This window comes from Sorangium sp. So ce406 (assembly GCF_051474675.1).
Classification (GTDB): Bacteria; Myxococcota_A; Polyangia; order Polyangiales; family Polyangiaceae; genus Sorangium; species Sorangium cellulosum_G.
Genome location: NZ_CP150340.1, coordinates 8,338,082 through 8,361,738, shown reverse-complemented (window position 1 = coordinate 8,361,738; position 23,657 = coordinate 8,338,082). Strand labels below are relative to the sequence as shown.

The following is a 23,657-nucleotide window of genomic DNA, read 5'->3' as shown; positions in this document are numbered from 1 at the left end:
GCGGGCGCGACTAGCGCGCGCGCGGGAACGGGAAGATGAGCACGTACGAGCCCGGCGCAGGGTTGAAGAGCACCGCCTTGTCCGGGTGCTCCTCCCTGTCGAAATGGGGGTACCACGGCAGCGCCCGCCAGGACTCCGAGTCCCTGATGAACTCGCGCACGATGAGATCGAGCTCCACGTATTTCCCGCCGGTCGTCGCGGAGAGCTCCGGTCCGAAGCTCCAGCGCTCGCGCCCCGGGCGCGGGGCGACGTCGTTGTGCAGCGCCCCGCCGTAGGCGACCACCATCTTGCCCGCGGCGCCCTCGCGGCCGAGCAGCGCCTTCGCCTTGGCCGCGGTCAGGCGCGCGATCATCTCGAGCATGGCCGTCACCGCGTCCGGCCCCGCGCGCACGATGGCGTCGTACTCCTCGCAGGAGGGCACCAGCAGGTGGGGCGTGACGCCGAGCCGCTTCGCCTCGCTGCCGAGCGCGAGGAACTCGCCCTGGTTGCTCGCGGACTGGGCCTGGGTGACCGCCTTCTGCTCCCCCTCGACGCGCGCCACCTGCTCCTTGTTGCAGCGCGGGTCCGCCGCCCAGAGCTCGACGATCAGGTCCGAGGCGCGGCCGGCGAGCGCGGGCAGGAAGAGCTCCGTGAAGCGCCGGGTCGCCGACGGGACGCCCTCGGCGCCCTGCTGGGCGTGCGACTCGCCCACCGCGAGGACGCGCGGGCTGCTCTGGAGCACATGGGAGAAGGCCTGGGCCGGGGTGTCGAACGCGAGGCAGCCCAGCGCGCCGCAGGGCGCCTGCGCCGGGGCGGCGGCGGCCTGCGCGGCGGGCGGCGGCGCCGCCGCGGGCGACGTGGGCCCGACGGCGGCGGCGCTCGCGGCGGCGGCGCTCGCGGGGGCAGGCGCGCCGGCGCCGGCGGGCGCGTTGCCGCAGGCCGCGAGGAGGGTCGCGGCCGCCACGAAGGTTCGCGGAGTTCGCATCGGCGCATCTTACCGATCGTCGCCATCGCCTGCGCGTCGCGCCGCCCTGGAGCAGCCGAGCGGCTCCGGGACCCGCGCCGCGGCGAGGTCGGCCTGACGCCCGAGGGCTACCAGCGACCGTGGCGCTGACCCATGTAGCGAGCGACGGAGAGGGGGATCTTCATCATGACCATGAGGACGGGCGGGCGGACGGAGCACGAGGCGAGCTCCGCGCAGGTGGAGTCCGCGATCACCAACAGCCTGGAGCAGGTCCGCGATATCCTGTGCGGCGCCCAGCTCCGGGAGCTCGCTCGCCGGCTCTCGCACACGGACGCCCAGCTCGCCGTCCAGGCGGAGGAGCTCCGGAGCGAGGCGCGGCGGCGCCTGGACGTGCTGGAGGCGCACGTGCGGAAGGAGATCGAGGCGCTCAGCGCGACGCTGGAGGCCCAGCGCGCGGCCAGCGCCGGCACGCTCGGCAACGTCGCGCGCGAGTCGCGGGAGGCGATCGCGTCGTTCGAGCAGCGGATCCAGCGGCTGGAAGATCTCGTGACGCGCACGCACCGCGAGTTCAGGCAGCAGTTCCTGGAGCAGTCCAAGGCGTTCCTCGACGAGACGCGGCGCACGCGCGACGAGCTGAGCGCCACGTTCGAGCGCGAGCTCGCCGCCTGGGCCGACAGCACCGACGCGGCCCTGCCGGACTCGCCGGCGCGCGAGGGGGCCGCCGAGTCGGAGCGTTACCCGAAGACGGAGCAGCGCTCTGACGAGGCCGCCTGAGGCGCCGGCGCCGCTCCGGCGAGCGGCGCGGACGCGGAGGCCCGGAGACGACCGATGGGACAGCCGAGAGCGCGCCGCAGGACGCCCCCGCCCTCCATGACGCTCGAAGACCTCCGCCCCCTGCTCGTGGGCCCCGAGCAGGGCCGGATCCGGCGGATCGAGGAGCGGCTGGACCACTCCATGGCCGAGATGGTCGCGGAGGTGCTGCCGCAGGCCGTCGTCGAGAGCCGCAAGCGGGGCGAGGCGCTCTCGTGGGCGATGGAGCCGATCCTCACCGCCGCGACGCACGAGAGCGTGCGCCGGGACCCGCGGGCGTTCGCCGACGCGATCTCCCCCGCCATGGGTCCGGCCATCCGCAAGGCCGTGGCCGGCGCGCTCCAGGCGATGCTCCAGCGCCTCAACGAGGCGCTCGCCCGCAGCCTGTCCTGGGAGAGCGTGCGCTGGCGCCTCGAGGCGCGGCGCACGGGGCGTCCCTTCGCGGAGGTGGTGCTGCTCCGCTCGATGGTCTACCGGACCGAGCAGCTCTTCCTCGTCCACCGCGGGACGGGGATCGTCCTCGAGCACGTGAGCGTCGACGACATCCCCTTCAGGGATCCCGATCAGGTCTCGGCGATGCTCACCGCCATCGACGCGTTCGCCCACGACGCGTTTCGCACCGACGCGCGGCTGGAGCGCTTCCGCGTCGGCGATCTCGCGGGGTGGGTCGAGCACGGCCCGTCGGCCCTCCTCGTCGCGATCGTGCGCGGCGCGGCGCCGCACGACTACGAGCTCGCCCTGCGCGAGGCGCTGGAGCACGTTCATCTCACCTATGGCGCTGAGCTCGCCGATTTTCGCGGCGATCCGGCGCCGTTCTCCGGTTCCCGCGAGCTGCTCTGCCGCTGTCTGTGCGAGCAACGCAGGTCGGCCCCGCGCCAGGGCCGGGCCGCGCTCACGGCGGCCGCCCTGCTGGTCGCGATCGCTGCGACCGCCCTCGGCCTCTGGTTCCGCGCCTCGTGGCGGGACGAGCGCCGCTTCGCCGATTGCGCCGATGCGCTGCGGCGCGAGCCCGGCCTGCTGGTGACCTCGGCCGAGCGGCACGGGGGAGAGTACGCGTTCGCGGGCTTGCGGGATCCGCTCGCCGCGGACCCGAGGGCCGTGATCGAGCGCGGCGGCCCCGCGCGCGCCGCGGTCACGATGCGCTTCGAGCCGTTCTATTCGCTCCATCCGCGGATCGTCGAGCGCCGGGTGGAGCAGGCGCTGCGGCCGCCGCCGGGGGTCTCCCTGGCGCTCCGCGACGGCGTGCTCGTGGCGAGCGGGATCGCGCCCGAGCGCTGGATCGAGCGCGCGCGGTGGGCCGCGGCGGTGCTCCCGGGCGTCGCGCGGTTCGACGGCGACCGCCTCGTCGCGCAGGAGTCGATCGACGGGGCGCGCGCCGCGGCGCGCGACCTCGGGCAGATGGAGCTGCTCTTCGACCGGGGCGCTGCCCGGCTCGACGCCGAGCAGCGCGCGCGCGTCGAGGAGGTCGCGGCCGCAGCGCAGCGGCTGATCGCGCTCGCGCGCGAGGCAGGCATGACCGCCGAGATCCGCGTGATCGGCTACGCGGACCCGGTCGGCTCGGAGGCGTCGAACCGAGCGCTCAGCCTGGCCCGCGCGGAGCACGTCGCGGCCGAGCTCGTCGCGCGCGGCGTCCCGCCGGACCGGCTGCGCGCGAGCGGCGCGGGCCTGCGGCGCGAGGTCTTCCCCCCGTCCTGCCCGAGCGGGACCGCCGGGACCGGGTGCGCCCCCGACGCCGACGCGCGGCGCGCGCGCAGCGTGATCTTCCTTGTGGACCTGCGCGCTGCGAGCAAGGAGTGAACCATGGGGGAGAGACGCAAGGTCTGCGTGCTGGGAGCCACCGGAGTCGGCAAGACAAGCCTCGTCGCCCGCTTCGCGCGCAGCATCTTCTCCGAGAGTTACCGGACGACCATCGGCGTGACGATCGAGACGCGGCGCGTGAGGTTCGATGACCGCGAGCTCGATCTCATCCTCTGGGACCTGAGCGGAGAGGACGAGTTCCAGGACGTCCAGATATCGTATGTGCGCGGCGCCGCGGGCTTCCTCATCGTCATCGACGGCACGCGGCGCGCCACGGTGGAGACGGGGCTCCGCCTCCACGCCGCCGCGCGGGGGATCGCGGGCGAGCTCCCGTCCGTCATCGCCCTGAACAAGGCCGATCTCACGGCGGCGTGGGAGGTCGACGAGGCCGCCGAGGCCCGGCTGAGGAGGGCGGGGCTCCTGGTCACCAGGACGAGCGCCAGGACCGGCGCCGGGGTCGAGGGCGCGTTCTGCGCGCTCGCGCGCGCGATGCTGGCGAGCGAGGTGCCGTTGTGGCGGGGGTGATGGCCGTGGGCGCCTCGCTGCTGGCGGCGCTCGAGAAGCTCGTGCTAGAGCGCCTGGACGACGGCGCCTTCGTCGTCCGCGGCCAGCCGCCGCCGTGGTTCCTCCGGCTCGGGATCCCGCCGCCGCGCGAGGCGCCGCTCCAGATCGACCGCGCGCTGCCGTTCCTGGAGGTGTTCCTGCCCGAGGCGGAGCGGGCCTGGTCCACGGAGGGCACGCGGAGCGTGCAATCCGACTGCTGGACGCAGATGACCGAGGACGGCGAGGCGCTGCACCTCGATGCGACGGCGCTCTGCGTGGGCGCGTCGCGGCTGATCGTGATCACCCGGAACGACGCGTCGCTCCACGAGCGCCGCCGCTTGCTCCAGCGGGCGCGCGAGCTGCGCCTCCTGCACGACGCGCTGTCGCGCGAGGTCGAGCGGAAGGACGTCCTGGTCCACTGCATCGTCCATGATCTCTCCGGCCCGCTGAACAGCCTCCTCGGCGCGCTGTCCCTGTTGCAAGAGCAGCCGCTCCCCGAGAAGAGCGGCGCGCTCGCCGCGGTCGCGCTGAAGGCCGCCCTGCGGCAGCGCGAGCTCATCCGGGAGATCCTCGACACGTTCGCCGCCGAGGGGGCCGCGCTCGACGCCGCTTCCGACGACCTCGCCGAGGTGGCGGATCTGCGCGTCACCGTCGCGCAGGTCGTCGAGGCGCTCCTGCCCATGGCGTGCAGCCGGGGGGTTCGCCTGGAGGGGCCGCCGGCGCTCGTCGACGGGCCGCCGTGGAGCGTCGTCGGCGAGGAGCGCAGGCTTGCGCGCGTGGTCTCCAACCTCGTCGAGAACGCGCTCCGCTTCACGGCGGCGCGCACGTCGGTGCGGGTCCTCTTGCGCGACGAGCCAGGATGGGCGCGCGTGACCGTGGAGGACGAGGGGCCGGGCGTCTCGCCTTCCATCGCGCCGCACCTGTTCCAGAAATTCGCGCACGGCCGCGACCCGGGGGCGGGCAGCGGCCTCGGGCTCTACGGCGCCCGGATCGCGGTGGAGCGGTGGGGCGGGGCGATCGGGTACGAGCCGCGGCCGGAAGGCGGGGCGCGGTTCTGGATCCGCTTGCGGCGCGCCGGCGCGGCAGGCGGGGCGCGGGGCGCAGGGACCCAGGGACAGACGCAAAGGGAGTGATGCCATGGCCAAGCTCTTGCTGGTCGACGATGATTCGGGGACGCTCGCGTGGATGGCGGAGGCGCTGGAGGGCGCGCCGTACGACGTCCGGACGGTGAGCAGCGGGAGCGCGGCGCTGGAGCTGCTGAGGACCTGGAGGCCGGACCTCATCGTCACCGACTTCCTGATGCCCGAGATGGACGGCTTCGCCTTCACCCGCCTGGTGCAGTCGCGCGAGCGGGTCCCCGTGATGCTCGTCTCCGTCGTGAACAAGCCGGCGGAGGCCATCCTGCGAGGGGTGGCCGGCTACGTGCGCAAGCCCGTCACCGCGGCGGAGCTCCGCGCCGCCGTCGAGCGGGTGCTCGGCGCCGTCGAGGGGGTCGCCATCCTCGTCGTGGACGACGACGCGGAGATCCGGGCGTGTTACCGGATGATCCTCGAGCCGCGCTTCACGGTGCTCGAGGCCGAGAACGGGCGTGACGCCCTCGCGCTGCTCGCGCACGAGGCCGTGGCGCTGGCCATCGTGGACGTCCACATGCCCATCATGAACGGGGTGGAGCTCATCCGCGCGATGCGCGACGACGCGAGGTTCTGCACGATCCCGGTCGTTGTGCAGACGAGCGATCGGGCGGCCGCGCGCGCGCCCGTCTGGACCGACCTGCACGTGGCGCAGACGATCCTGAAGGACGAGTTCATGGACTGGCTCATGACCCAGATCGACGCGCACCTCGCGCCGGCGCCGCCGCGCGAGGCCGAGCGCGCGTGGTCGTCCGCGAGCCGATGAGCAGCGTCGCGAGGGCCGAGGTACGACGGCAGGAGAGGAGGCGAGGTCCTCGAGCTCACGCGCCGCGCGCGTGAGGCTCGGATCCGCGGGCTCTCAGCCGGGCGTCCACTGCGGGTTCGCCGTGAACAGGCCGGAGCCGACGCTGATGTCGTAGGCGAGGAACAGGCCGAAGCCCACGCTGAGGAGGCCCGCGACCGCGGCGAGCGCGTTGTGCATCCCGCCGAACCGCGCGCGCGTGAACGCGAACGGCACCGCGAGGGCCCCGGTGATCAGCATCATCCCGGCGACCGTGCCCACGCCGAACAGCGCGATGTAGCCGACGCCCCACCGCGGGTCGCGCACCGTGGTGAGCACGAGGAGCGCCACGGCGGCCGAGCCCGCGAGCCCGTGGACCACGCCGATGAGCAGCGGCCGGAGGCTCAGGTAGACGCGCGATCGCCCGAACAAGCGGTCCGCCCAGCCGAGGTCGTGCCGGTGCCCGTCGTGGTGCTCCGCGGCCTGCGCCGCCGGCTCGCCCCGCCGGACCGCCCGGTAGATCCGCGCGAGGTGATACCCCCCGAGGCCGATGAGCATCAGCGCGACAGCGAGCTCCATCGCCAGACCGACGTGCGGCGGCACCACCAGCCCGAACAGCAGGATGGCGCCGCCGATCACCATCAGCGTGAGCGTGTGACCGAGGCCCCACATCGCGCCGATCAGCAGCGCCACGCCCAGGCTCCGCACCCGGCTCACCACCGTCGCCACCGCGATCACGTGGTCCGCGTCGGTCGCATGGCGCATGCCGAGAGAGAACCCGAGGAGCAGCAGCGGAAATGCCGAGGCGATCATGCCCCGTCTCGTAGCACGGACGGCGCGCGCCGTGCTACGCCGCCACCGCGCCCCCGACCACCGCGGCCCGAGCCCTCCAGATCGGCCGGACGCTGCCGGCCGTCGTCCGCGGGCTCAGCTCGAGAGATCGGTGGCGAGCTCACCGCGACAATCCAAGGACATCCGATCAGCGCGGTTGTGAAGGCGCGCTCATCCGTGACAGCGACAGCGACTCCATCGCCGCTCTTCATCTCCACGCGCCCCTTCCAGCGCGCCTCGAGGAATACAGACTCCTTGCAACACCGCCAGAAACGACGGCGCCGCTCAGCCAAGCATGTCAGTTCGCGCTGTCTCGACTCAACGCGTCGATGGCCTGCTGCATCCAGACCGCGTCCTCTTCAGCCTGCTTCAAGCCATGCATCATCTGCGCGCGCAGCGTCCCCGAGGTCTCGCGGATCCCGCGCCGAAACACGTCTGCTGCGCGCTCGTGGACGACCTTGAGCCACGGGGCCAGGAGGCGCCTGTCGAGCGGCCCGGGAGCGTCCAGGACGGTGATGCAGGCCTCGATGGCCTCGCGCATGGCACGGGATTCGAGCGCGTCGGCGAAGGCGGAGAACTGGAGAAGCGACTCTCGCAGCGCCGCGCGACCGGTCGATGAGACTCTCTCTGTCATGGCCGTGCTCAGCGTACCACCTGACCGAGGCCTCCGCCCGTGCGCGCGCCGCGATTGCGGTCAACGCAGGTGGGATCGCCCCGCCGTCTCCAGCAGCATCGCGAGCACGAGCGGATCGCCGAGCCCTCGCTCTGCGCCGATGTGCGCGCGGAGGCGCGTCAGGCGTGCAGCGTCCTCCAGGAACAGCGGCTCGTTCAGCCGGGCCGCGGCCTCGTGGAGGATGCCCTCGCGCTCGGCGAGGAGCGCCGCGGCGCCGTCGCGGTCGCCGCGTCCGACGCGGGCAGCGGCCTCTGCGAGCGACTCGCCCGCGGCGAAGCCCTGAAGAGTCCGCGCCACCGAGGCGTCGACGGACGCGGCGCTCGCCGCGTCGTTGTCGGCGTGGCGCACCTCGATCGGGATCTCCTCGATCACGTTCTTTCTGGAGAGGCGGTCCTTGTACCTGAGCTCGACGCTCGCGACGGCGCGCCTCCCTGCGCCCGGGCCGGCGCTCAGCTTGAGCAGCAGGGCGTGCCGGTCATCGCGCGCGAACATCGGCATGAAGAAGCGCATGCCGCCCGCGGCGTCCTCGCGGCGGTCGGCCGCGATCCGGTCCCGCGACAGCGCGGCGACGTCCGCCGCGATCTCCTGGGCGCGCACCCGGGAGGCCTCGGCGTCGCTCAGCCGGCGCGAGCCGTAGACGCGGAGCAGATCGACGCCGCTCTTCAGGCGCACGCGCACCTCGACCGCTGTCGCGACCGGATCGAGGCGCCTGTCGAGCTCGGTCGAGAGCGCCGGCGCGATCTGCTCGGGGTCGCGCAGGTAGTAGTAGCCGCCGGCCCCGTCGCTCGCGATCGCGCTCATGAGCTGGCTGTCGTAGTCGTCGCCGAGCCCGAGCGCGCTCGTCTGGATGCCGCGCTGGAAGGCGTCGAGCGCGAGCCGCGCGAGGCGGTCGCCATGGGTGAGGCCGCTCGTGGCGCGGCCGTCGGAGACGAGCAGCACCACGCGCACGGCGTCCTCGGGGATGCCCGGCCGGCTCGCCTGCGCGTAGCCCAGCGAGAGCCCCTCGCCGATGTTCGTGCCGCCGCCCTCGCGGATCCCGTCGATGACGTGGCGGATCCCCGTGCGGCGCGGGCCCACCGGGCCGTCCTCGATCAGCACCTCGGCGCCGGTGGAGAACGTGGTGAGCGAGAAGTCGTCCGTGGGCGCCAGGCGGTCGACGAGCGCCTGCGCCGCGCGGCGGGCGCCGTCGATCGGCGCGCCGGCCATGGAGCCGCTCGTGTCGAGGACGAGGTGCACCGAGAGGCGCGGCCGCGCGGGCGCCGCCGCCGCCGCGGAGCGGAGCGCGAGGCGCAGGTGGAAGGCGCCGCCGCCCGGCGCGAGCGCGGCGCGCTCCAGGTCGGCGCGCAGGCCGAGCGCCTTGCCGGGATCGATCGGGATCTCCGGCGCGTAGCGGGCGCCGACGTCGCCGACGAGCGCGCGCTCCCCCGCGGGCACGATGCCGCGCGCGACGGCGGCCTCGAACGCGGCGAGGTGGCCGCCCCCGGGCCGGTAGGTGGTGGCGAAGCGGCCGTTCGGATCGAGGGGGGCCTCGGGCGCCTGGGCGTAGGCGTGGGCGGCGGCGCCCGGCGCGGCGCCGCCGAGGCGCCCGCGCCCGCTGCCGAACCCCTGGCCGGATCCTGCGCCGGCGCCGTGGCCGATGGTCCCGACCGCGCTGAGCCCCAGCCCCTCGCCGCCGCCGGCGTCCGCGCCGCCGTTCAATGAGAGGCCCGCGCCGCCCGCGGACGGCGGCGGGCTGTCGAGCCCCCACGGCGCGCCGGGCGCGCTCGGATCGCCGCCGCTTCCCTGGTTGAGCAGCCCGATCATCCCGAACTCCGCAGCGTCGCGCAGCGCCTCCTGCGGCGCCGCGCGCTGCGCCGGTCGATCGCTCGGGCCGGCCACTCCCCACCTGTTCCCGGTCGCCATCCCGCGCGCTGGCGGGCTGCTCATCGATCCTTCCTCGCCCTTCGCCCGCGCCCCCGTGCCGCCCTCCTTCGCGTCCGCGCTCTGCTCGCCCTCCAGCTCGGGCGACTCGCGCAGCTCGCGCTCGTCCGCGGCGGCGAGGTACCGCTGCACGAGCGCGATCCGGTCGGCGCTCATCCCGGAGGACGGGTCGACGAGCGGCGGAGCCCAGCGCGCGAGCGCGCCGAGGAGCCCGAGGTGCAGGACCGCCGAGGCGGCGTGCAGGGCGAGGCTCTTCCGGCTCACGAGCGAGCGGCGCACGCGCTCGCCCGCGGCGGTGTCCGCGCCGATCTGGATCCGCACGCCCGCGAGCTCGACGTCGACGCGGGCGTGCGCGGGGAGGGGAACGAGCACCGCGCGCGGCATGTCCGCCACGTCCGCGCGCGTCGCGCCGGCGTGCCGCGCGCGCGCCTCGGCGGCGGGCAGGGGCGCGCCGTCCAGCGTCAGGGTCCCGGTCGCGGCGCCGGGCAGGACGAAGCGGACGCGCCCGGCGCGGTCGACCTCGAGGAGCGGCGCGCGACGCGCGCCGAGCACGCGCTCGGGGAGGAAGACATCGCACGGGCGGCCGTCGTCGCGCCGCTCGCCGACGTCGAAGTCGCGCGGCGGCGTGAGGTGCTGGACGAAGAGGACGGTCGCGCCCCAGGAGATGAGGATCTCCACGGAGCGCACCGCGGCGTCGGCGGCGCCGCCGGCGGCCGCCGCCTCGGGTCGCCCTGGAGCGGTGGTGTTCGCGTCGGCCGCGGCGCCCTCGGCGGCGCCCGTCGTGTTCGAGCTGGGCATGGATCTCCCCTGTGCGCCGCGCGGAGCGGCGCGCTCATGTCGCCAGAAACCCGGCAGAGGGCGCGTCGATCGGCGCCCTCGCGGCGAGGCGCTCCGGCCGCGCTGGCCGGCTGTCCCTCGCGCCCTGAGAGACATCGGCCTCGCGGCGAGGTTCCGGCGGCGAGGGCGCGGCGCTCATCGCGCCGCTGCTCGGCGTGGAGGCTGCCCCGCGGCCGTCGCCGGTCCGCGCTGCGCGCCGGGAGGGGGCGCGCCCTGGCGGAGGCCGGTCGATCAGCTCCAGCCGACCTGCAGCGCGCACGTCCCCGCGACGCCGGCCCCGCAGCGCAGCTCGAGGAGGCGTGTCGTGCGCCCCGACGTGGCGAGCAGCGCGCGCAGGAAGCCGCTCACGTGGCGGCACATCACCGGCGCGAGCCCCTCCGGCAGCCAGAGCTCGACCCGCGCGCTGTGGGTCGAGGTGCGCTCCACCTGGACGCGCCCCCACGCGTGGAGCCGGCGGAGCAGCGGCCCGGCCACCTCCAGCAGCGCCTCCGGCGTCCGCGCGACCTGGAGCCGGTGCAGCACCTCGGGGAGCGCCGCGCGCGCGAGCGCGGCGCCGAGCTCCTCCACGCTCCCGGGGCCCGCGCCGTCGAGCGCGCGCAGGTACGCCACGAGGGGCGCCGCCGGGTAGAGCGCTGCGTCCTCCGTCGCCGCGGCGAGCGCCTCCCGGTCCGACGGGTCGAGGCCGCCCAGCACGCGCGCCTCGCCCCTGTCGCCGAGCCGCCGCGCCGCCTCGGCCCGGCAGATCCGGAACACAACGCCGCGGCTCTGCGGCGCGCCGTCGCGCGCCGCGGCGACGGGGCCGTGCGCGCGCTCCTCGGGGGTCGAGAGGAGCGCGGCCGCCAGCGCGTCGGCGAAGGCGACGGGCGAGGCGAGGCGCCGGGACGGCTCCGGATCGAGCGCGCGCGAGAAGAGGGCGTCCACGCCCGGAGAGAGCCCCGGCCGCGCGCGCGAGGCGGGCGTGAACTCCCCGCGCTGCTGCAGCGCGAGGACGCCGTACGAGCTCGCGGCCTCGAAGGGGGCCCTGCCCGTCAGCATGGCGTAGGTGACCGCCGCGAGCGCGTAGGTGTCGAGCGCCGGCTGCGGGTGGGCTGCCCCGGGGATCATCTGCTCCGGCGCCGCGTAGCCGCGGGTGCCGCCGACGAGCCGGGGTCTCGCGCTCCCCAGGCGGAGCCCGAGCCCGAAATCGATGAGCACCGCCCGCTCGATCCGCGTGTCGAGCAGGATGTTCCCCGGCTTCACGTCCGCGTGCACGTACCCCTCGGCGTGCATGCTCGCGAGCGCGCCCGCGACCTGGCGGACGACCGAGAGGACGTGGTGCAGGGGCATGAGCCCGCCGTGCGGCGCGCCGTCGACGATGTGGCGGTGGATCGTCTCTCCCTCGACGTACTCCAGGATGAGGTACATGCGGTCGCCGTCGAGCCTCCCCCAGCCGTAGAGCTGGACGATGCTCGGGTGCCTCAGCCGCACGAGCGCCTCGGCCTCGCGCAGCAGCGCGCCGTCGTCCGGCTCCGTCAGCACCTTGAGCGCGACGAGCTGCCCGAGGAGCTTCTCGCGCGCCAGGTAGACCTGCGATTGCCCGCCCGTGCCGAGGATGGCCGTGATCCAGTACTTGTCGTCCACGAGATCGCCGGGGGCGAGCCGCGGTGCCTGCGCGTCCCAGCCGTCGCGGACGGGCGCCCCGGCGCTCTCTGGCGCTCCCGCCGACGTCGAGCGCTCCCTCGGCTCGGTCACCTGAGGCGACAGGCCGGATCGCCGCGCGAGCTGCTCGCTCACCAGCCTGGCGGCGAGCTGGAGGGTCGCGATGCTCCCCGCGTCGAACTGCCGGGGCTCGTCGGAGACCGCGCACACGCTCCCGACGGCCCCGACCCCCTCCAGGACGATGGGGAACCCCGCGTACGACCGGACCAGGTTCATGGCCACGAGCGGGTTGTCCGACAGGACGGGGTGCTCTCGGGCGTCCTCGACGATGAGCGGCGCGCTGTCGCGCGCGACGTGCTGGCAGAACGACCACGAGCGCAGCGTCCCTCCGGCGATGGACAGGTCGCGGGGCAGCCCGGTCGCGCCGATGAAGATCTGCCGCGCAGAGTCGACGACCGTCACGACGCTGGCCTGCGTGCCCACGCCCCGCGCGACGAGCTCGGCGACGGCGACGAGCTCGGGGTCGGGGGTGGTGCTGCGCAGGCCTCTCCGCTCCAGCTCGGCGTCTCGCGCGGGATCGTCGAGGGGGTCGGCCGCGCCGTCCGGCGGGCCGCCGCTCAGGGTGGGGGTGTCCCGCGGCCGCGGCGGGAGCAGGGCCTCGAGCAGCGCCTCCGCGGTGGCGGGTTTGTGAACGACCGCCGCGACGTGCTCGTACCCGCGGATCCGCTCGAGGAAGGCGCGGAACCGGGAGGTGACGATCAGCCGCGCGGGCGGCGGCGTCGGATCCACCGCGCGGACCCAGCCCTCGCCGGCGGCGCGGTCGAGATCTGCGACGATGGCGTCGGCGGCCGCGCAGTCCTCGGGCGCGGGGCGCGCGCCGGAGGGCGCGCAGACCGACCACCCGGCCCCGCGCAGGACGTCGGCCACGTAGTCGCGCTCCGCGGGGATCGGCTCCAGCAGCAGCACATTGCGCGTCATGGAACCGCCAGAGTATCTCGCCGGGGCCGCGGGAGGCGCGGGGCATCTGGCCGGCGTTTGCGCGGCGGGTGAGCGATTGTGTGGTGGGGGTGACAGCCGAGCCCGCGGCGGGCGAGCGCCGCGGTCGAGGCGGCTCCGAGCTGCCGTCGAGGCCGCTACGGCAGCGGTCCAGACCCCTCCGGGGACAGGCGGAGTCGCGCCGGGATGTCCCTGGCAGCCTCCTCGTTGTCCCTGGCAGCCCTCTCGTTGTCCCTGGCAGCCTTTTCGTTGTCCCTGGCAGCCCCTCTCGTTGTCCCTGGCAGCCTTCTCGTTGTCCCTGGCAGCCTTCTCGTTGTCCCTGGCGGCCTTCTCGTTGTCCCTGGCAGCCCTCTCGTTGTCCCTGGCAGCCCCTCTCGTTGTCCCTGGCAGCCCAGCTCCCGGAACTCGCGTCTGTTCGTTGCGGATCCCGCGGCCCGCGACGTCTCCCTGCTGGGGGCGCGGTCTATGGATGGCGGCCGCCTGCGCGCGGTCCAGGCCGCACGCCGAAGCAGATCAGACGCGGCTGCAGAGCGCGCCGCCGCACGGCGTCACGTCTTCCGCCGCCGCCCCCACAGCGCCGCCGCCCCGACCAGCGCCGCCCCCAGCGCCGCCCCCTCGCCTCGATCGCCCCCCGCCCGGCCCCGCGGCTCCCTTCCCGGTGTCACGCAGGAGCAGCCGCCGCTCGGCCGCAGGAACACCGTCTCCTGCTGCGGCGCCTCGCACAGGTCCACGGTGAGCGGCCGCGCCGCCCTCCTCTCGCCCCCCTGCTCCAGCGGCGTCCCGAGGTTCCCCGTGTTCCGGTTGTCGTGGTGGAAGCTCTCCCACGCGACGAGCGCGTCCGTCGTCGCCTCGGTGTGCCAGGCGTAGAGCCACCCGTCGCGCGTGCCCACCGCGATCTCGAGCCTCCCGTCGCCGTCGATGTCGCCCACGGCGGGCGTCGTCGAGATCGACTGGCCCGTGAACTTCGGGAACCCGCGCGGCTCCCGGCCGCACCCGTCGAAGGCGTGCAGGAAGTAGCCGCTCGATCCCGTCAGCACCTCGGGGTAGTCGTCGCCGTTCAGATCGACGACCGCCTGGCTGTTCCCGATCGTGTGATCCTCGAGGACGAACGGGGCGCGCGGCAGCATCGCCCCCGACCTGCCGCTCCAGATCCCGAGCAGGTGAGGCCCGTGGCGCCCCGCGCCGCGCTCGCCCAGGAGGGTCGCCGCCTCCGCCTCCGAGGCGCCCGCGGCGATGACGTCCGGGGTGCCGTCCTGATCGATGTCCCCGAGCGCAGGCTGCGAGAGCAGCGGGAGCATCGTCCGGGCCCCCGCGGCGGGCGAGAGGGGGCCGAACCTCGGATCGAGCCCGGCCTGCGCGCCCCCCTGCGCCGGCGGCAGCGCGCCCGCGGGCGTCGCCAGCAGATCCTCCTGCGCGCCGGGCGACGCCGGGAGCAGGAGCGGCGGCGCCCCGTTGCCCTGCACGACGGCCGTCAGCGCGCCGTCGATCTCCCCGACGACGGCCGACGCCGTGATCCCCTCCGCCGCGAGCGGGGCGAGCGCGAGCGACGGCATCGTCACGGGCCAGCCCGCGAGCACGGGCCCGGACGGCGCGGCCGTGCCGCGCGCGTCGAGCACGTAGACCGCCCCGGCCTGGCCGTCCTTGCCGAGCTGCTCGCTCGATCCGACGAGCAGATCCGGGAGCCCGTCGCCGTTGAAGTCCCCGACGGCGGGCGTCGCGAGGACGCGGCTCCGCGCCGGCTCCGCGGCGAGCGGGCCCGCGTAGTGCACCTCGACCGGCCAGCCGCGCAGCGGCGCGCCGCCGTCGTCGAACGCGTGGACCCGGCCGTCGAACGCCGCCTGGATCACGTCGAGCCGGCCGTCTCCGTCGAGGTCCGCGAGGACGGGTGAAGCGAACGCCCCCCGCGCGATCCGCGCGCTCGCGGACATGCACGGCGCGCTCGCGGGCGCCCCGGGATCGAGGGGGCAGGAGGGGATCTCGGGCAGCCGCACCGGCCATCCGTGCCTGACCCCGCCGTCCGCGCCGACGACGTAGATCGTGCCCGGCCAGGTGGAGATCGCGATCTCCTGCGCGCCGTCGCCGTCGAGATCCGCGATCGCGGGCGCGCCCAGGATCGGCTCGCGGCCGAGCTCCAGGTTCACCTCGCGGTACGCCGGGGCGTCCCGGTAGACGGGCGTGGCCGACGACGGCGCGGGCCTGGCCAGGCCGTCGGTGAGGCGCGTGAGGAAAGGGAACCCGGGCAGGTCCGTCGGTCCCTTCGGCGTCATCTTCAGCACGTGCAGCGCGCCGCCGGCCGTCGGATAGACGAGCTCGCGGACGCCGTCGCCGTCGATGTCCGCCATCTTCGGGCTGCCCTCGCCGCTGTCGCCGATGGGCCTGGGGAACCCCTCGACCAGCGTCGGATCGCTGTCGACGTGGTAGGTGCGCCGCGCCTCGGTCTCGACCTTGTCGATGGCGCCCCCGTAGCGGGCGACCGCGCGGACGCGCACCGTGATCGCGCGGTCGTTCTCCCCGTGGGGGCTGTCGGGGTCGCGCGTGTGGGACAGGGCGATGGTGCGCACGTCGAGCGAGGCGAGCGGCCCCTGGAGGCCGGTGACCACCGCCGGCGCGACGTTCACCTCCTCGTGGAGCACCTTGAAGTCCGCGTCGCGCGGCTGCGCGCCCGACGCCCACTCGACCGTGTAGTCGTACGTCCTCGCCCGCTTCGCCGAGATGGTGCCCTCGATGGGCACCGGCCCCTGGACCTTGTCCTTGTAGAGGACCTCGAACCACCGCGGCGACGTGATGTCGATCGCCGGCGGCACGCGCCCGTCGCGGAGCGCCTCGACGGCGCGGTTCGCGTTGACGCGGCCGTGGCCGAACCGCTGGTCGAACCCCGGCTGCGACCAGCGGTACGGCGAGTCCGGCTCCCGCGACTCCGGCACGTCGATGTCGTCGGCGCTCGCGATGAGCAGCCCCTGCGCCTCCGCCGGGGCCAGGGTCACGCCGTGCTCCAGGGCGGCGGCGTAGAGCAGCCCCGCGACGCCGGCGAGCCCGGCGGTCGCGTCGCTGGCGCAGCCGTCGCTCGACACGGCGAGCAGGTTGTTGCCGCCGAAGCTCGAGCACGGCGAGGCGTCGAGGAACGTGGTCGACGCCGTGACGGTCTGGCCGTCGTAGCGGACGGCGCTCACCGGCAGCGCGTGGTTGCTCGTCGCGGGCACGCTGTGGTGGCGCGAGCCCTGGTTGCCCATCGACGCGACGACGAGCGTCCCCTTCGCGTGGGCGTGGTCGAGCGCCGCCTGGAGGAACCGGGTGCTGTCGATCGCGGTCACCGGGCACTGCACGACGTGGGCGCGGCGGTCGGCCGCGTAGAGGAGCGCCTTCGCCAGGTCCTGCGCGTCCGCGACGTGGCTGTCGCCGACGCGCAGCGGGATGATCCTGCAGCGGGGGCAGGCGCCCGCGCCGCCGAGCTGGTTGTTCGTCTGCGCCGCCGCGGTCTTCGCGCCCTCGGTGCCGTGGCCGTTCCGGGTGTCGTCGAACGGATCGTTGTCGTTCTTGAAGAAATCCCAGCCCGCGATGTCGTCCACGTAGCCGTTCCGATCGTCGTCGACGCCGTCCGAGAAGTGCAGGAGGAGGTCCCCGGCGTCGAGCCGGCCGTTCCCGTTCCTGTCGCCCCTCGGCCGCCCCTCCGACGGCTCGGGCCTGAGCGCCGGCGTGTCCTTGTAGTCCGACACGGAGAGGATCCCGTCGCCGTTGCAGTCGAAGCCGGCGAGCTCGCCGTCGCCGCCGCACGGCGACCCGTCCGCGTGCCGGGGCGTGTGCGGGGCGAGCTCGCCCGGGTTGAGCCACACCTTCTCGAGCAGATCCCCGTCTCCCCAGAGGATCCCCGAGTCGGTGACCGCGATCCTGACGCGCGGGTCCCCCTGCGTGAGCCGCCAGGCGAGGTCGATCGACATGCCGGCGGCGGACTCCTCCGGACGGGGGTGGAGGCGCCCGCTCGGGGTCGGGAGGAAGGAGTAGAAGCTCCACTGCCCGCTCTGCGTGGCCGAGAGGCCGTAGTCGGGGTCGGTCGGCCAGCTCTCCCGATCGGCCATGTCCGACGCGTCGGCCGAGGGGGGCGGCGGCCAGTCGCCGGAGGCGTCGGATGGAACCAGCGCGCCCGCCGCGGCGCCGCCGAGCGCCCCCAGGAAAACAAGCGAGGGAAAGCGAGTGCGGCGCATGCCGGGACCCTACCATCGGTCCGTGCGCGCGAGGCAACCGGCGCTTTCAGCAGGAAATCGGCGCCTTCGCCGCGCCGCGCGCGCCCGGATCGCGGAGGTCTGCGCGCCGCGATCGACGGGGCGCGCCGCCGCTCGGGCGCGCCGGCGCCGCGGCGTCGATCAGGGCGCGCAGATCGCCGGGGTGGGGTGCTCGGCGCAGTACGCCGGGTCATCCGGCGGGCCGATGCGCAGCACGACGTCCTGCGACTCGAGGCGCGGCCGCGCGCCGCAGACAGCGGGCGACGTCGCCGGCTCCGACGGCGCGCACACGCCGGCCTCGTTGGGCACGGTCCAGGCCTGGCCGGTGCCGTAGATGAGGTTGAGCGCGTAGCGCCCCTCGGGCAGGCAGCCGTACGCGATCGTGATCGCGCGCCCGAACTGCCGCGAGAGCGCCGCCTCGACCTCGGCGACGTCCTCCTCGGCGATGATGTCGTTGCCCTCGCCGTCCTGCGCGCGGCTGATCACCAGGACGCCTCCCTGCGCCGGATCGGTCGGGTGCATGCACAGCGCGGCGGGCCGGACGCCGATGACGGCGCTCTCCTTCGGCCCGAGCGGCTCCGCGCCGAGCGTGGCCGTCGTCACGAGGTCCTCGTAGATCGTGAGCCCCTGGATGAGCACCGCGGGCGCGGCCTGGCCGACCAGCCTGTCGTCGCCCTCGAGCTTCGAGAACACCGAGATCGGGAAGAGCGCCGGGATCAGCGCCGAGTCCGGGACGTGATCGTCCCCGTCGATCGCTCCGTCGCCGTTCACGTCCTGCCGCGCGTACGCGAGGGTCGGCGCGGCCTCGCCGCCCACCGGCAGCGAGAGCGGGGGCGCCGCCGCGCTCGCGACCTCCTTCTGGGGCACCCCCGCGGCGAGCTGCAGGCGCAGGAGCGACGCCTCGGTGCCCGCGGGGTTCGTCGGGCTGAACACGTCGAGCTGGAAGTCGGACGCCATGACCACCTCCCCCGCGCTCTGCGTGACGCCGGACGGGGGCGCGAGCACCTCGGCGACGTGGAAGACCGGCCGCTCCAGCGGCAGCGGGAGGCCGAGGGTGACCGCGATGCCGCTGACGCGCGCGCCCGTCTCGGGGATGGGCGCGGCCAGCGTGACCTCGCGGTAGCGCGGGGCCGCGCCGCCGAGCACCTCGGCCGCGTTCTCGATCGCGCCGCCGGCCACGTCGCCCCGGCTCGGCAGGTTGGCGATGCTGAAGGTGGGGTCGAAATTCCCATCGTGGTCGTAGAAGCCGCGGACCTGGTACGTGCCGGCGGGTAGCGGCGACATCCTCCACGTGGCGCTCACGGTGACGGGCGGGTCGTCCGGCGCGGGGCAGCGGAGCGCGCCGTCGGGGGCGACGTCGAGCGCCGCGCCCAGGCCGCCGAACAGCTCGTCGCCGGGGATCACGTCGATGCTCGCGGCGGAGGTGCCGAGCCCCTCGGGCGGCGGCAGCAGGCGCGTGTCGAAGCCGAGCACGATCGCGGCCCCGACGACGCGGCCGTCCTTCGTGCAGGGCCGGGGGCCGGAGTACGTCACCGTGCCGTCGAGCACCCCGGCGGGGCCGCTCTGTTCCGGCAGCGGGATGAAGACGTCCGCCTCCTCGCAGCCCGGGAGGGCCGCGAGGAGTGCGCCGAGCAGGGAGAGGCCGGTGCGGAGGCTGGGTCCGAGCATGGAGGTGCCTAGAGGGAGTACCGGAAGAAGCCCATGAAGCGCCGGCCGATGCGGTTGCCGAACGGGTGCATCTGCAGCGGCTGATCGCCGATGCCGTCGAGCGCGTTGAAGACGGTCGCGGAGATCTCGGCGCGGTTGTCCAGGAAGCGGTAGCCGAGGCGCGCGTTGAGCAGCGTGTACGCGGGCAGCGGGTAGATGTTGGTCGCGATGACCGTCCCCGTCGGGACCTGCTCGGCCCACTCCTGCGACGACTGGTAGTGGAACGTGACCTCGCCGTCGACGCCGACCGGCGTGCGGACCTGGACCCCCGCGTTCACCTTGTGCTGGCTGGTGCGCCTGTCCTCGAGGGCGCTGCACCCGTCGGGGCGCTGCTGCTCCGACAGGTTGAGCGCGTAGTTGGCGAAGATGTCGAGCCCCTCGACCGGGTAGACGCGGCCGCCGAGCTCGCCGCCGACGACGTGGTAGACGTCGCACTGGTTCTCGAAGCCGCCGAACCCCGACGTGTAGCGCCCCGTCTCCGGGTTCAGCCCCCCGACCCCCTGCGCGCGCTGCGAGAGCGTCATGCGCTGCGGCTCGGCGAGCACGATCAGATCGCTCACGCGGTTGTAATACGCGGTGACCTCGAACTCGAAGAAGTCGCTCTGCTGGTTCAGGTAGCTCGCCTCGGCGGTGATGATCTGCTCCGGATCGATGATGAAGCCGGACCGCACCGGCGGCCGCGTGGTCGAGAGCAGCTCCAGGCCGGGCAGCGCGAGCTGGATCGGCAGGTCGACGTACGCCTCGAGCGACGTGGGCGAGCGGAACGCGGTCGAGCCCGAGAGGCGGATCGCCTGGCGATCGGTCGGCTTGACGATGACGGAGCCGCGCGGCGACGGGATGAGCCGCTCCAGGTAAGGCACGTAGTCGAGCCGCCCCGAGGCGACCAGCGTGACGCGCTCCCCGAGCTTCATCGAGTCCTGGAGGAACACCGAGCCGTGGTGCTCCATCGGCATGTCGCCGTCGAGGTAGCTCCACTCGGTCGCCTTGAGCCGGTAGCCGAGGCCGATGTGGAAGTCGTGGACGACGGACGCGGGCGCCCGGAGCGTCTTCACGAACTCGAGCTCGGCGTTCACGACGTGCTGCTGCGGCCGCCCCGCGTACAGGGTGTGCCCGAGGTACGCGGCGTTGAGCAGCGAGTACCCGTCGAGGTTCGCGTAGTACGTCCGCGCGTTGATGTTCTCGCTGCGGTACGCGACCGCGACGTCGGCGTTCGTGACCTCCAGGTTGTAGTCGTTGAACGGGCCGATGCCGTAGATGTCGAGCTCGCTCCTCGCGTAGCCGGCGCCCACGTCGAGCGCGCGGCCCGGCCCGAGCCGCTGCGACGCCCGGAGGTCGATCCGGACGTTCTGTGCGCCGAGATCCTGGCTCTGGCCGCTCGTCTCGAGGTCGATGCGGTCGTCCGCGACCTCGCGCGTCCACCGCGGGTAGCGCGTGTAGCCGGCGGAGAGGCGGTACGCGAAGTCGCCTTCCCGCGCGGAGGCCCACACCGAGCCGTAGCCCTGCTGGTGGTCGCCGTAGCCCACGCGGAAGCCGCTCTTCCCGGCGCCGGGCTCGATCGTGATGATGTTGACGATGCCGGCGAAGGCGTCGGCGCCGTAGAGCGCGGAGCCCGGGCCGCGCACCACCTCGATGCGCTCGATCTGGTCGACGTCGATCGAGAGCGACTCCCAGAACGTCGAGCCGAGCACGTCGTTCTTGACCGTGCGCCCGTTCACGAGGACGAGGAGCTTGTTCGCGAGCCGGCTGTTGAAGCCGCGCATCGAGACGTTCTCGTCGCCGCCCGTGATCTGCATGACGTCCATGCCCGCGACGCGCCGGAGCAGCTCCGGGATGCGGGTCATCCCGGAGAGCCGGATGTCCTGGCGGGTCACGATGGTCGTCGAGTTCGGCGAGTCGAGCGGGCTCTGGGCGCCGCGCGACGCGGTGATGACGGTCTCCTGGTAGACGTCCTCGGTGCGGGCCGCGCCGACGATCCCCGCGGCGTCGGCGTCGACCGGGGCCGCCCCGGGCGCCGGCGCCGGCCTCGCGCCCGGCGCCTGCGCGCCGCCCGCGGCCTGCGCGCCGCCCGGCGCCTGCGCGCCCGCGGCGGGTTGCCCGCCGGTGGGCCGGGCGGGGGCGTCGCCCGCGGCGGGCTGCTGCGCTCCTGGCGGCTGCGCTCCTGGCTGCTGCGGCGCGGGCGCCGTCGGCTGCTGCGGTTCGGGCGCCGGCGCGGCGCGCTGCGCGGCGAGGCGCTGCTCGAGCTGCGCCACGATCCGGGTCACCTGCTCGCGGTCCGGGGGATCGCTCGCGATGTACTCGCGGTAGGCGGCGAGCGCCTGCTCGATGTTGCCGGCCTCGGCGTGCGCGCGCGCGATGTTGAAGACGACGTTCGGGTGCGGGAGGATCTCGTTGGCCTTCTGGAGCTGCCGGATGCCCTCGTCGTACTGCTTCTGCGCGATGAGCTCCATGCCGGCCCGGAAGTGGAGGCGCGCCTCGGTGCGAGCGTCGGCGCGGGCGCCGCGCGCGGCGGCCATCGCGCCGACGAGGGCGGCGCAGGCGCAGAGCCTGCGCGCGAGCGCCGCCCTGCCGCGCGGCCGCGCGGCGCGGGCGTCGTTCGTCGGGGGGAGCGCCGGGCCGGCGTCGCGGCGGCCGTGCGAGCACGAATCGGAAGACGACATGGGTTCGCCCTGTCCTCAACGGGGCCGGGGATGACGGCGATCCTCCGGCGACATGGGCCGGGGCGCGACGGCGAACCCGGCAGGAGCACGGGAGCATCCACGGAGCTGCTCCCCACATCACATCGAACACGTTCCCCACGCGCGGGGCGCCCGGTACGCCCCTCGCGCGAGCGCGAAGCCACTGCGGCGATGTCACGAGCGTGCAAACGCGAGATCGCCGCAGACTCTACCAGAGTTGCCCGGCGCGCGTCCGCGCTCGTCAGTAGGGGTTGCTCTTGTACGGCGCGGTCTTTTGACCATTCGCGCCGTTCGCAACGTTCGCGACGTTCGACCTGGGCTTGCTCGGGGTCCCCGGCGCGGAGCTCGCGGCCGGGTCGAGCTTCGCGCGCACCCGCTCCTCGGCGCTGGAGACGCGCACGGTCGCGGGCTTGTAGCCCTGCTTCTCGAAGACGAGCTCGTGCTCCGACGCGAGCGCGGCCGCCGACCCTCGCCACACGATCTCGCACGGCGTCTCGGCGCAGAGCTCCTTGTTGCCTTCCCTGACGGCCGCCCCGGGCGGCGCGCTCTCGACGTGCAGCGTGCGCGCCGCGGGCGTGAGCGGCGCGGCGGGGGCCGTCTCCGCGGGCGGCGTGCTCCCCGCGCCGGGCTCGCGCGCCGGCGCGCCCGTCTGCGCGATCGGCGCGCGCGACGTCACCACGGCCGCGACGCCGACCCCGGCCGCGACGACCGCGGCGATGGCCCAGGGGACCAGCCTTCGCCCCGGGCCCGCGCCGGGCTGGGTCGCGGAGAGCCCCTCGACGGGCGGCGCCGGGCGGGGCCCCATCGAATCCGTGATCGAGGGGGCGACGAAGGAGGGCGCGGCCGGCGCCTTGAGCGCGCTGTCCGTGGCGAGCGGGCCCGTGAGCGTGGGGGGCGAGCTCGTGGGAGGCGACGAGTTCGGCGTCGAGAGGCCCGGGAAATCGCCGGTCAGCGTGGAGTACGGCGGAACTGACGGGTACGACGGGTACGACGGATACGACGGGTACGACGGCGCCGAGGGGCGGTGGCTCGCCATCCCGGTCCGCGCGGGCAGCGTCTCGCCCGTGTCGCGCGTGGAGATGCCGCCCGCGGTGAACTTGAGCGCGGCGACGAGCTCGTTCATCGACGAGAAGCGCAGCGCCGGGTCCTTCTCGAGGCAGCGAAGGACGATCCCCTCCATCGTCTGAGAGATGGAGAGCTGCGGGTTGTACGTCTGCATCGGCGGGACCGGGTCGTTGACGTGCGACATGAGCGTCCCGACGCTCGCGCCCTTGTCGAACGGCACGTGGCCCGACAGCATCTCGTACATCATCACGCCGAGCGCGTAGATATCGGTGCGCGGGGACACGTCGTTGCCGGAGATCTGCTCGGGCGCCATGTACTTCGGCGAGCCCATGAACAGGCCCTGTTGCGTGAGGTTCTCGCCGCTCTCGGTGTCCTTGACGAGCCCGAAGTCGAGCACCTTCACGTGGTCGTGCTCGTCCTCGTGATCGACGAGCAGCACGTTGCCCGGCTTGAGGTCGCGGTGCACGACGCCGAGCGCGTGCGCCTCGCGGAGCGACCGGCAGATCTGGCGGGCGATGTGCGCGGCGCGCGCCTCGGGGAACGGCCCTTCCTCGCGGAGCACGCGGTGGAGGGTCTTCCCCTCGATGTACTCCATCGCGATGTAATAGATATCGTCGTCGCTGTGGCCGTAGTCGAACACGGTCACCGTGTTCGGGTGCGTGAGCTTCGCCGCGGTCGACGCCTCGAGGAAGAAGCGACGGTGGAACTCGGGATCGTGGTCGCCGTCGTACTTCGGGCTCAGCACCTTGAGCGCGCAGATGCGGCCGAGCGGCGCCTGCTCTGCCCTGTAGACCTTCCCCATGCCGCCGCGCGCGATGACGCTGACGACCTTGAAGCGGCCATTGATGACACGCCCCAGCAGCGGGTCCGGCGCGGCAGCCTTCGATGTCCTCGAGCTGCCGGTTACCTCTCCCTGTCGGCCATCAGGCATGTCGTGCCTCTCCTCGGGCAGCGTGAGGAGGTGAAGATTGGACGCACAGCAGCCGCCTCAGGAGCAGTGTGACTGAGGCGACTCTGACGTGTCAATCTGCAGTGCCACGACACGCGCTTGAAATGCGTGGACTTCGGTGCGCTGCCGTCCGGACGGTCGGTGA

The 23,657-nt window shown here is 74.4% G+C and carries 14 protein-coding genes; 5 read left to right on the top strand and 9 right to left on the bottom strand.

Going from position 1 to position 23,657, the window contains the following annotated elements:
• Nucleotides 1-10: 10 nt before the first annotated feature.
• Nucleotides 11-964, bottom strand: coding sequence for a hypothetical protein (locus WME96_RS31095; protein WP_437285215.1), 954 nt, complete (start codon nt 962-964; stop codon nt 11-13).
• 165 nt (nt 965-1,129) lie between these two features.
• Here WME96_RS31095 and WME96_RS31090 point away from each other — a divergent pair, with 165 nt between their 5' ends.
• The 5 genes from WME96_RS31090 to WME96_RS31070 all read left to right on the top strand — a co-directional run bounded on the left by WME96_RS31090 (nt 1,130) and on the right by WME96_RS31070 (nt 5,989).
• A complete protein-coding gene (locus WME96_RS31090) occupies nt 1,130-1,717 on the top strand; it encodes a hypothetical protein (protein WP_437285214.1) in 588 nt (195 codons plus the stop codon).
• 96 nt (nt 1,718-1,813) lie between these two features.
• Complete coding sequence (locus tag WME96_RS31085) at nt 1,814-3,550, top strand: OmpA family protein (protein ID WP_437285213.1); 1,737 nt, start codon at nt 1,814-1,816, stop codon at nt 3,548-3,550.
• A gap of 3 nt (nt 3,551-3,553) precedes the next feature.
• Nucleotides 3,554-4,075, top strand: a complete 522-nt coding sequence (locus tag WME96_RS31080; RefSeq protein WP_437285212.1) for a Rab family GTPase — start codon at nt 3,554-3,556, stop codon at nt 4,073-4,075.
• Nucleotides 4,075-5,226: a sensor histidine kinase gene (locus WME96_RS31075; protein WP_437285211.1), complete on the top strand. Its 1,152-nt coding sequence runs from the start codon at nt 4,075-4,077 to the stop codon at nt 5,224-5,226. The genes WME96_RS31080 and WME96_RS31075 overlap by 1 nt, the downstream gene beginning before the upstream one ends.
• 4 nt (nt 5,227-5,230) lie before the next feature.
• Entirely contained in the window at nt 5,231-5,989 is a 759-nt protein-coding gene (locus WME96_RS31070) for a response regulator (RefSeq protein WP_437285210.1), read from the top strand.
• Nucleotides 5,990-6,082: 93 nt separating this feature from the next.
• On the opposite strand, the gene WME96_RS31065 is transcribed toward WME96_RS31070, so the two are convergent.
• The 8 genes from WME96_RS31065 to WME96_RS31030 form a co-directional block, all read right to left on the bottom strand.
• Nucleotides 6,083-6,817, bottom strand: coding sequence for a high-affinity nickel-transport family protein (locus WME96_RS31065; RefSeq protein ID WP_437285209.1), 735 nt, complete (start codon nt 6,815-6,817; stop codon nt 6,083-6,085).
• 316 nt (nt 6,818-7,133) lie between these two features.
• Complete coding sequence (locus WME96_RS31060) at nt 7,134-7,376, bottom strand: hypothetical protein (protein ID WP_437285208.1); 243 nt, start codon at nt 7,374-7,376, stop codon at nt 7,134-7,136.
• A 153-nt stretch (nt 7,377-7,529) separates the two neighbouring features.
• The gene (locus tag WME96_RS31055) at nt 7,530-10,226 is read right to left on the bottom strand and encodes a vWA domain-containing protein (protein ID WP_437285207.1); all 2,697 of its coding nucleotides are present in this window, start codon (nt 10,224-10,226) and stop codon (nt 7,530-7,532) included.
• A 270-nt stretch (nt 10,227-10,496) separates the two neighbouring features.
• Entirely contained in the window at nt 10,497-12,881 is a 2,385-nt protein-coding gene (locus tag WME96_RS31050) for a protein kinase domain-containing protein (protein WP_437285206.1), read from the bottom strand.
• A gap of 566 nt (nt 12,882-13,447) precedes the next feature.
• Nucleotides 13,448-17,098, bottom strand: coding sequence for a S8 family serine peptidase (locus WME96_RS31045; RefSeq protein WP_437285205.1), 3,651 nt, complete (start codon nt 17,096-17,098; stop codon nt 13,448-13,450).
• A gap of 159 nt (nt 17,099-17,257) precedes the next feature.
• Nucleotides 17,258-18,784: a hypothetical protein gene (locus WME96_RS31040; protein WP_437285204.1), complete on the bottom strand. Its 1,527-nt coding sequence runs from the start codon at nt 18,782-18,784 to the stop codon at nt 17,258-17,260.
• 8 nt (nt 18,785-18,792) lie between these two features.
• Nucleotides 18,793-21,480 (bottom strand): TonB-dependent receptor domain-containing protein, encoded by a 2,688-nt coding sequence (locus tag WME96_RS31035; RefSeq protein WP_437285203.1) that lies wholly within the window; start codon nt 21,478-21,480, stop codon nt 18,793-18,795.
• A 259-nt stretch (nt 21,481-21,739) separates the two neighbouring features.
• On the bottom strand, nt 21,740-23,494 hold the full coding sequence (locus WME96_RS31030) for a serine/threonine-protein kinase (protein WP_437285202.1): 1,755 nt from the start codon (nt 23,492-23,494) through the stop codon (nt 21,740-21,742).
• Nucleotides 23,495-23,657 lie beyond the last annotated feature (163 nt).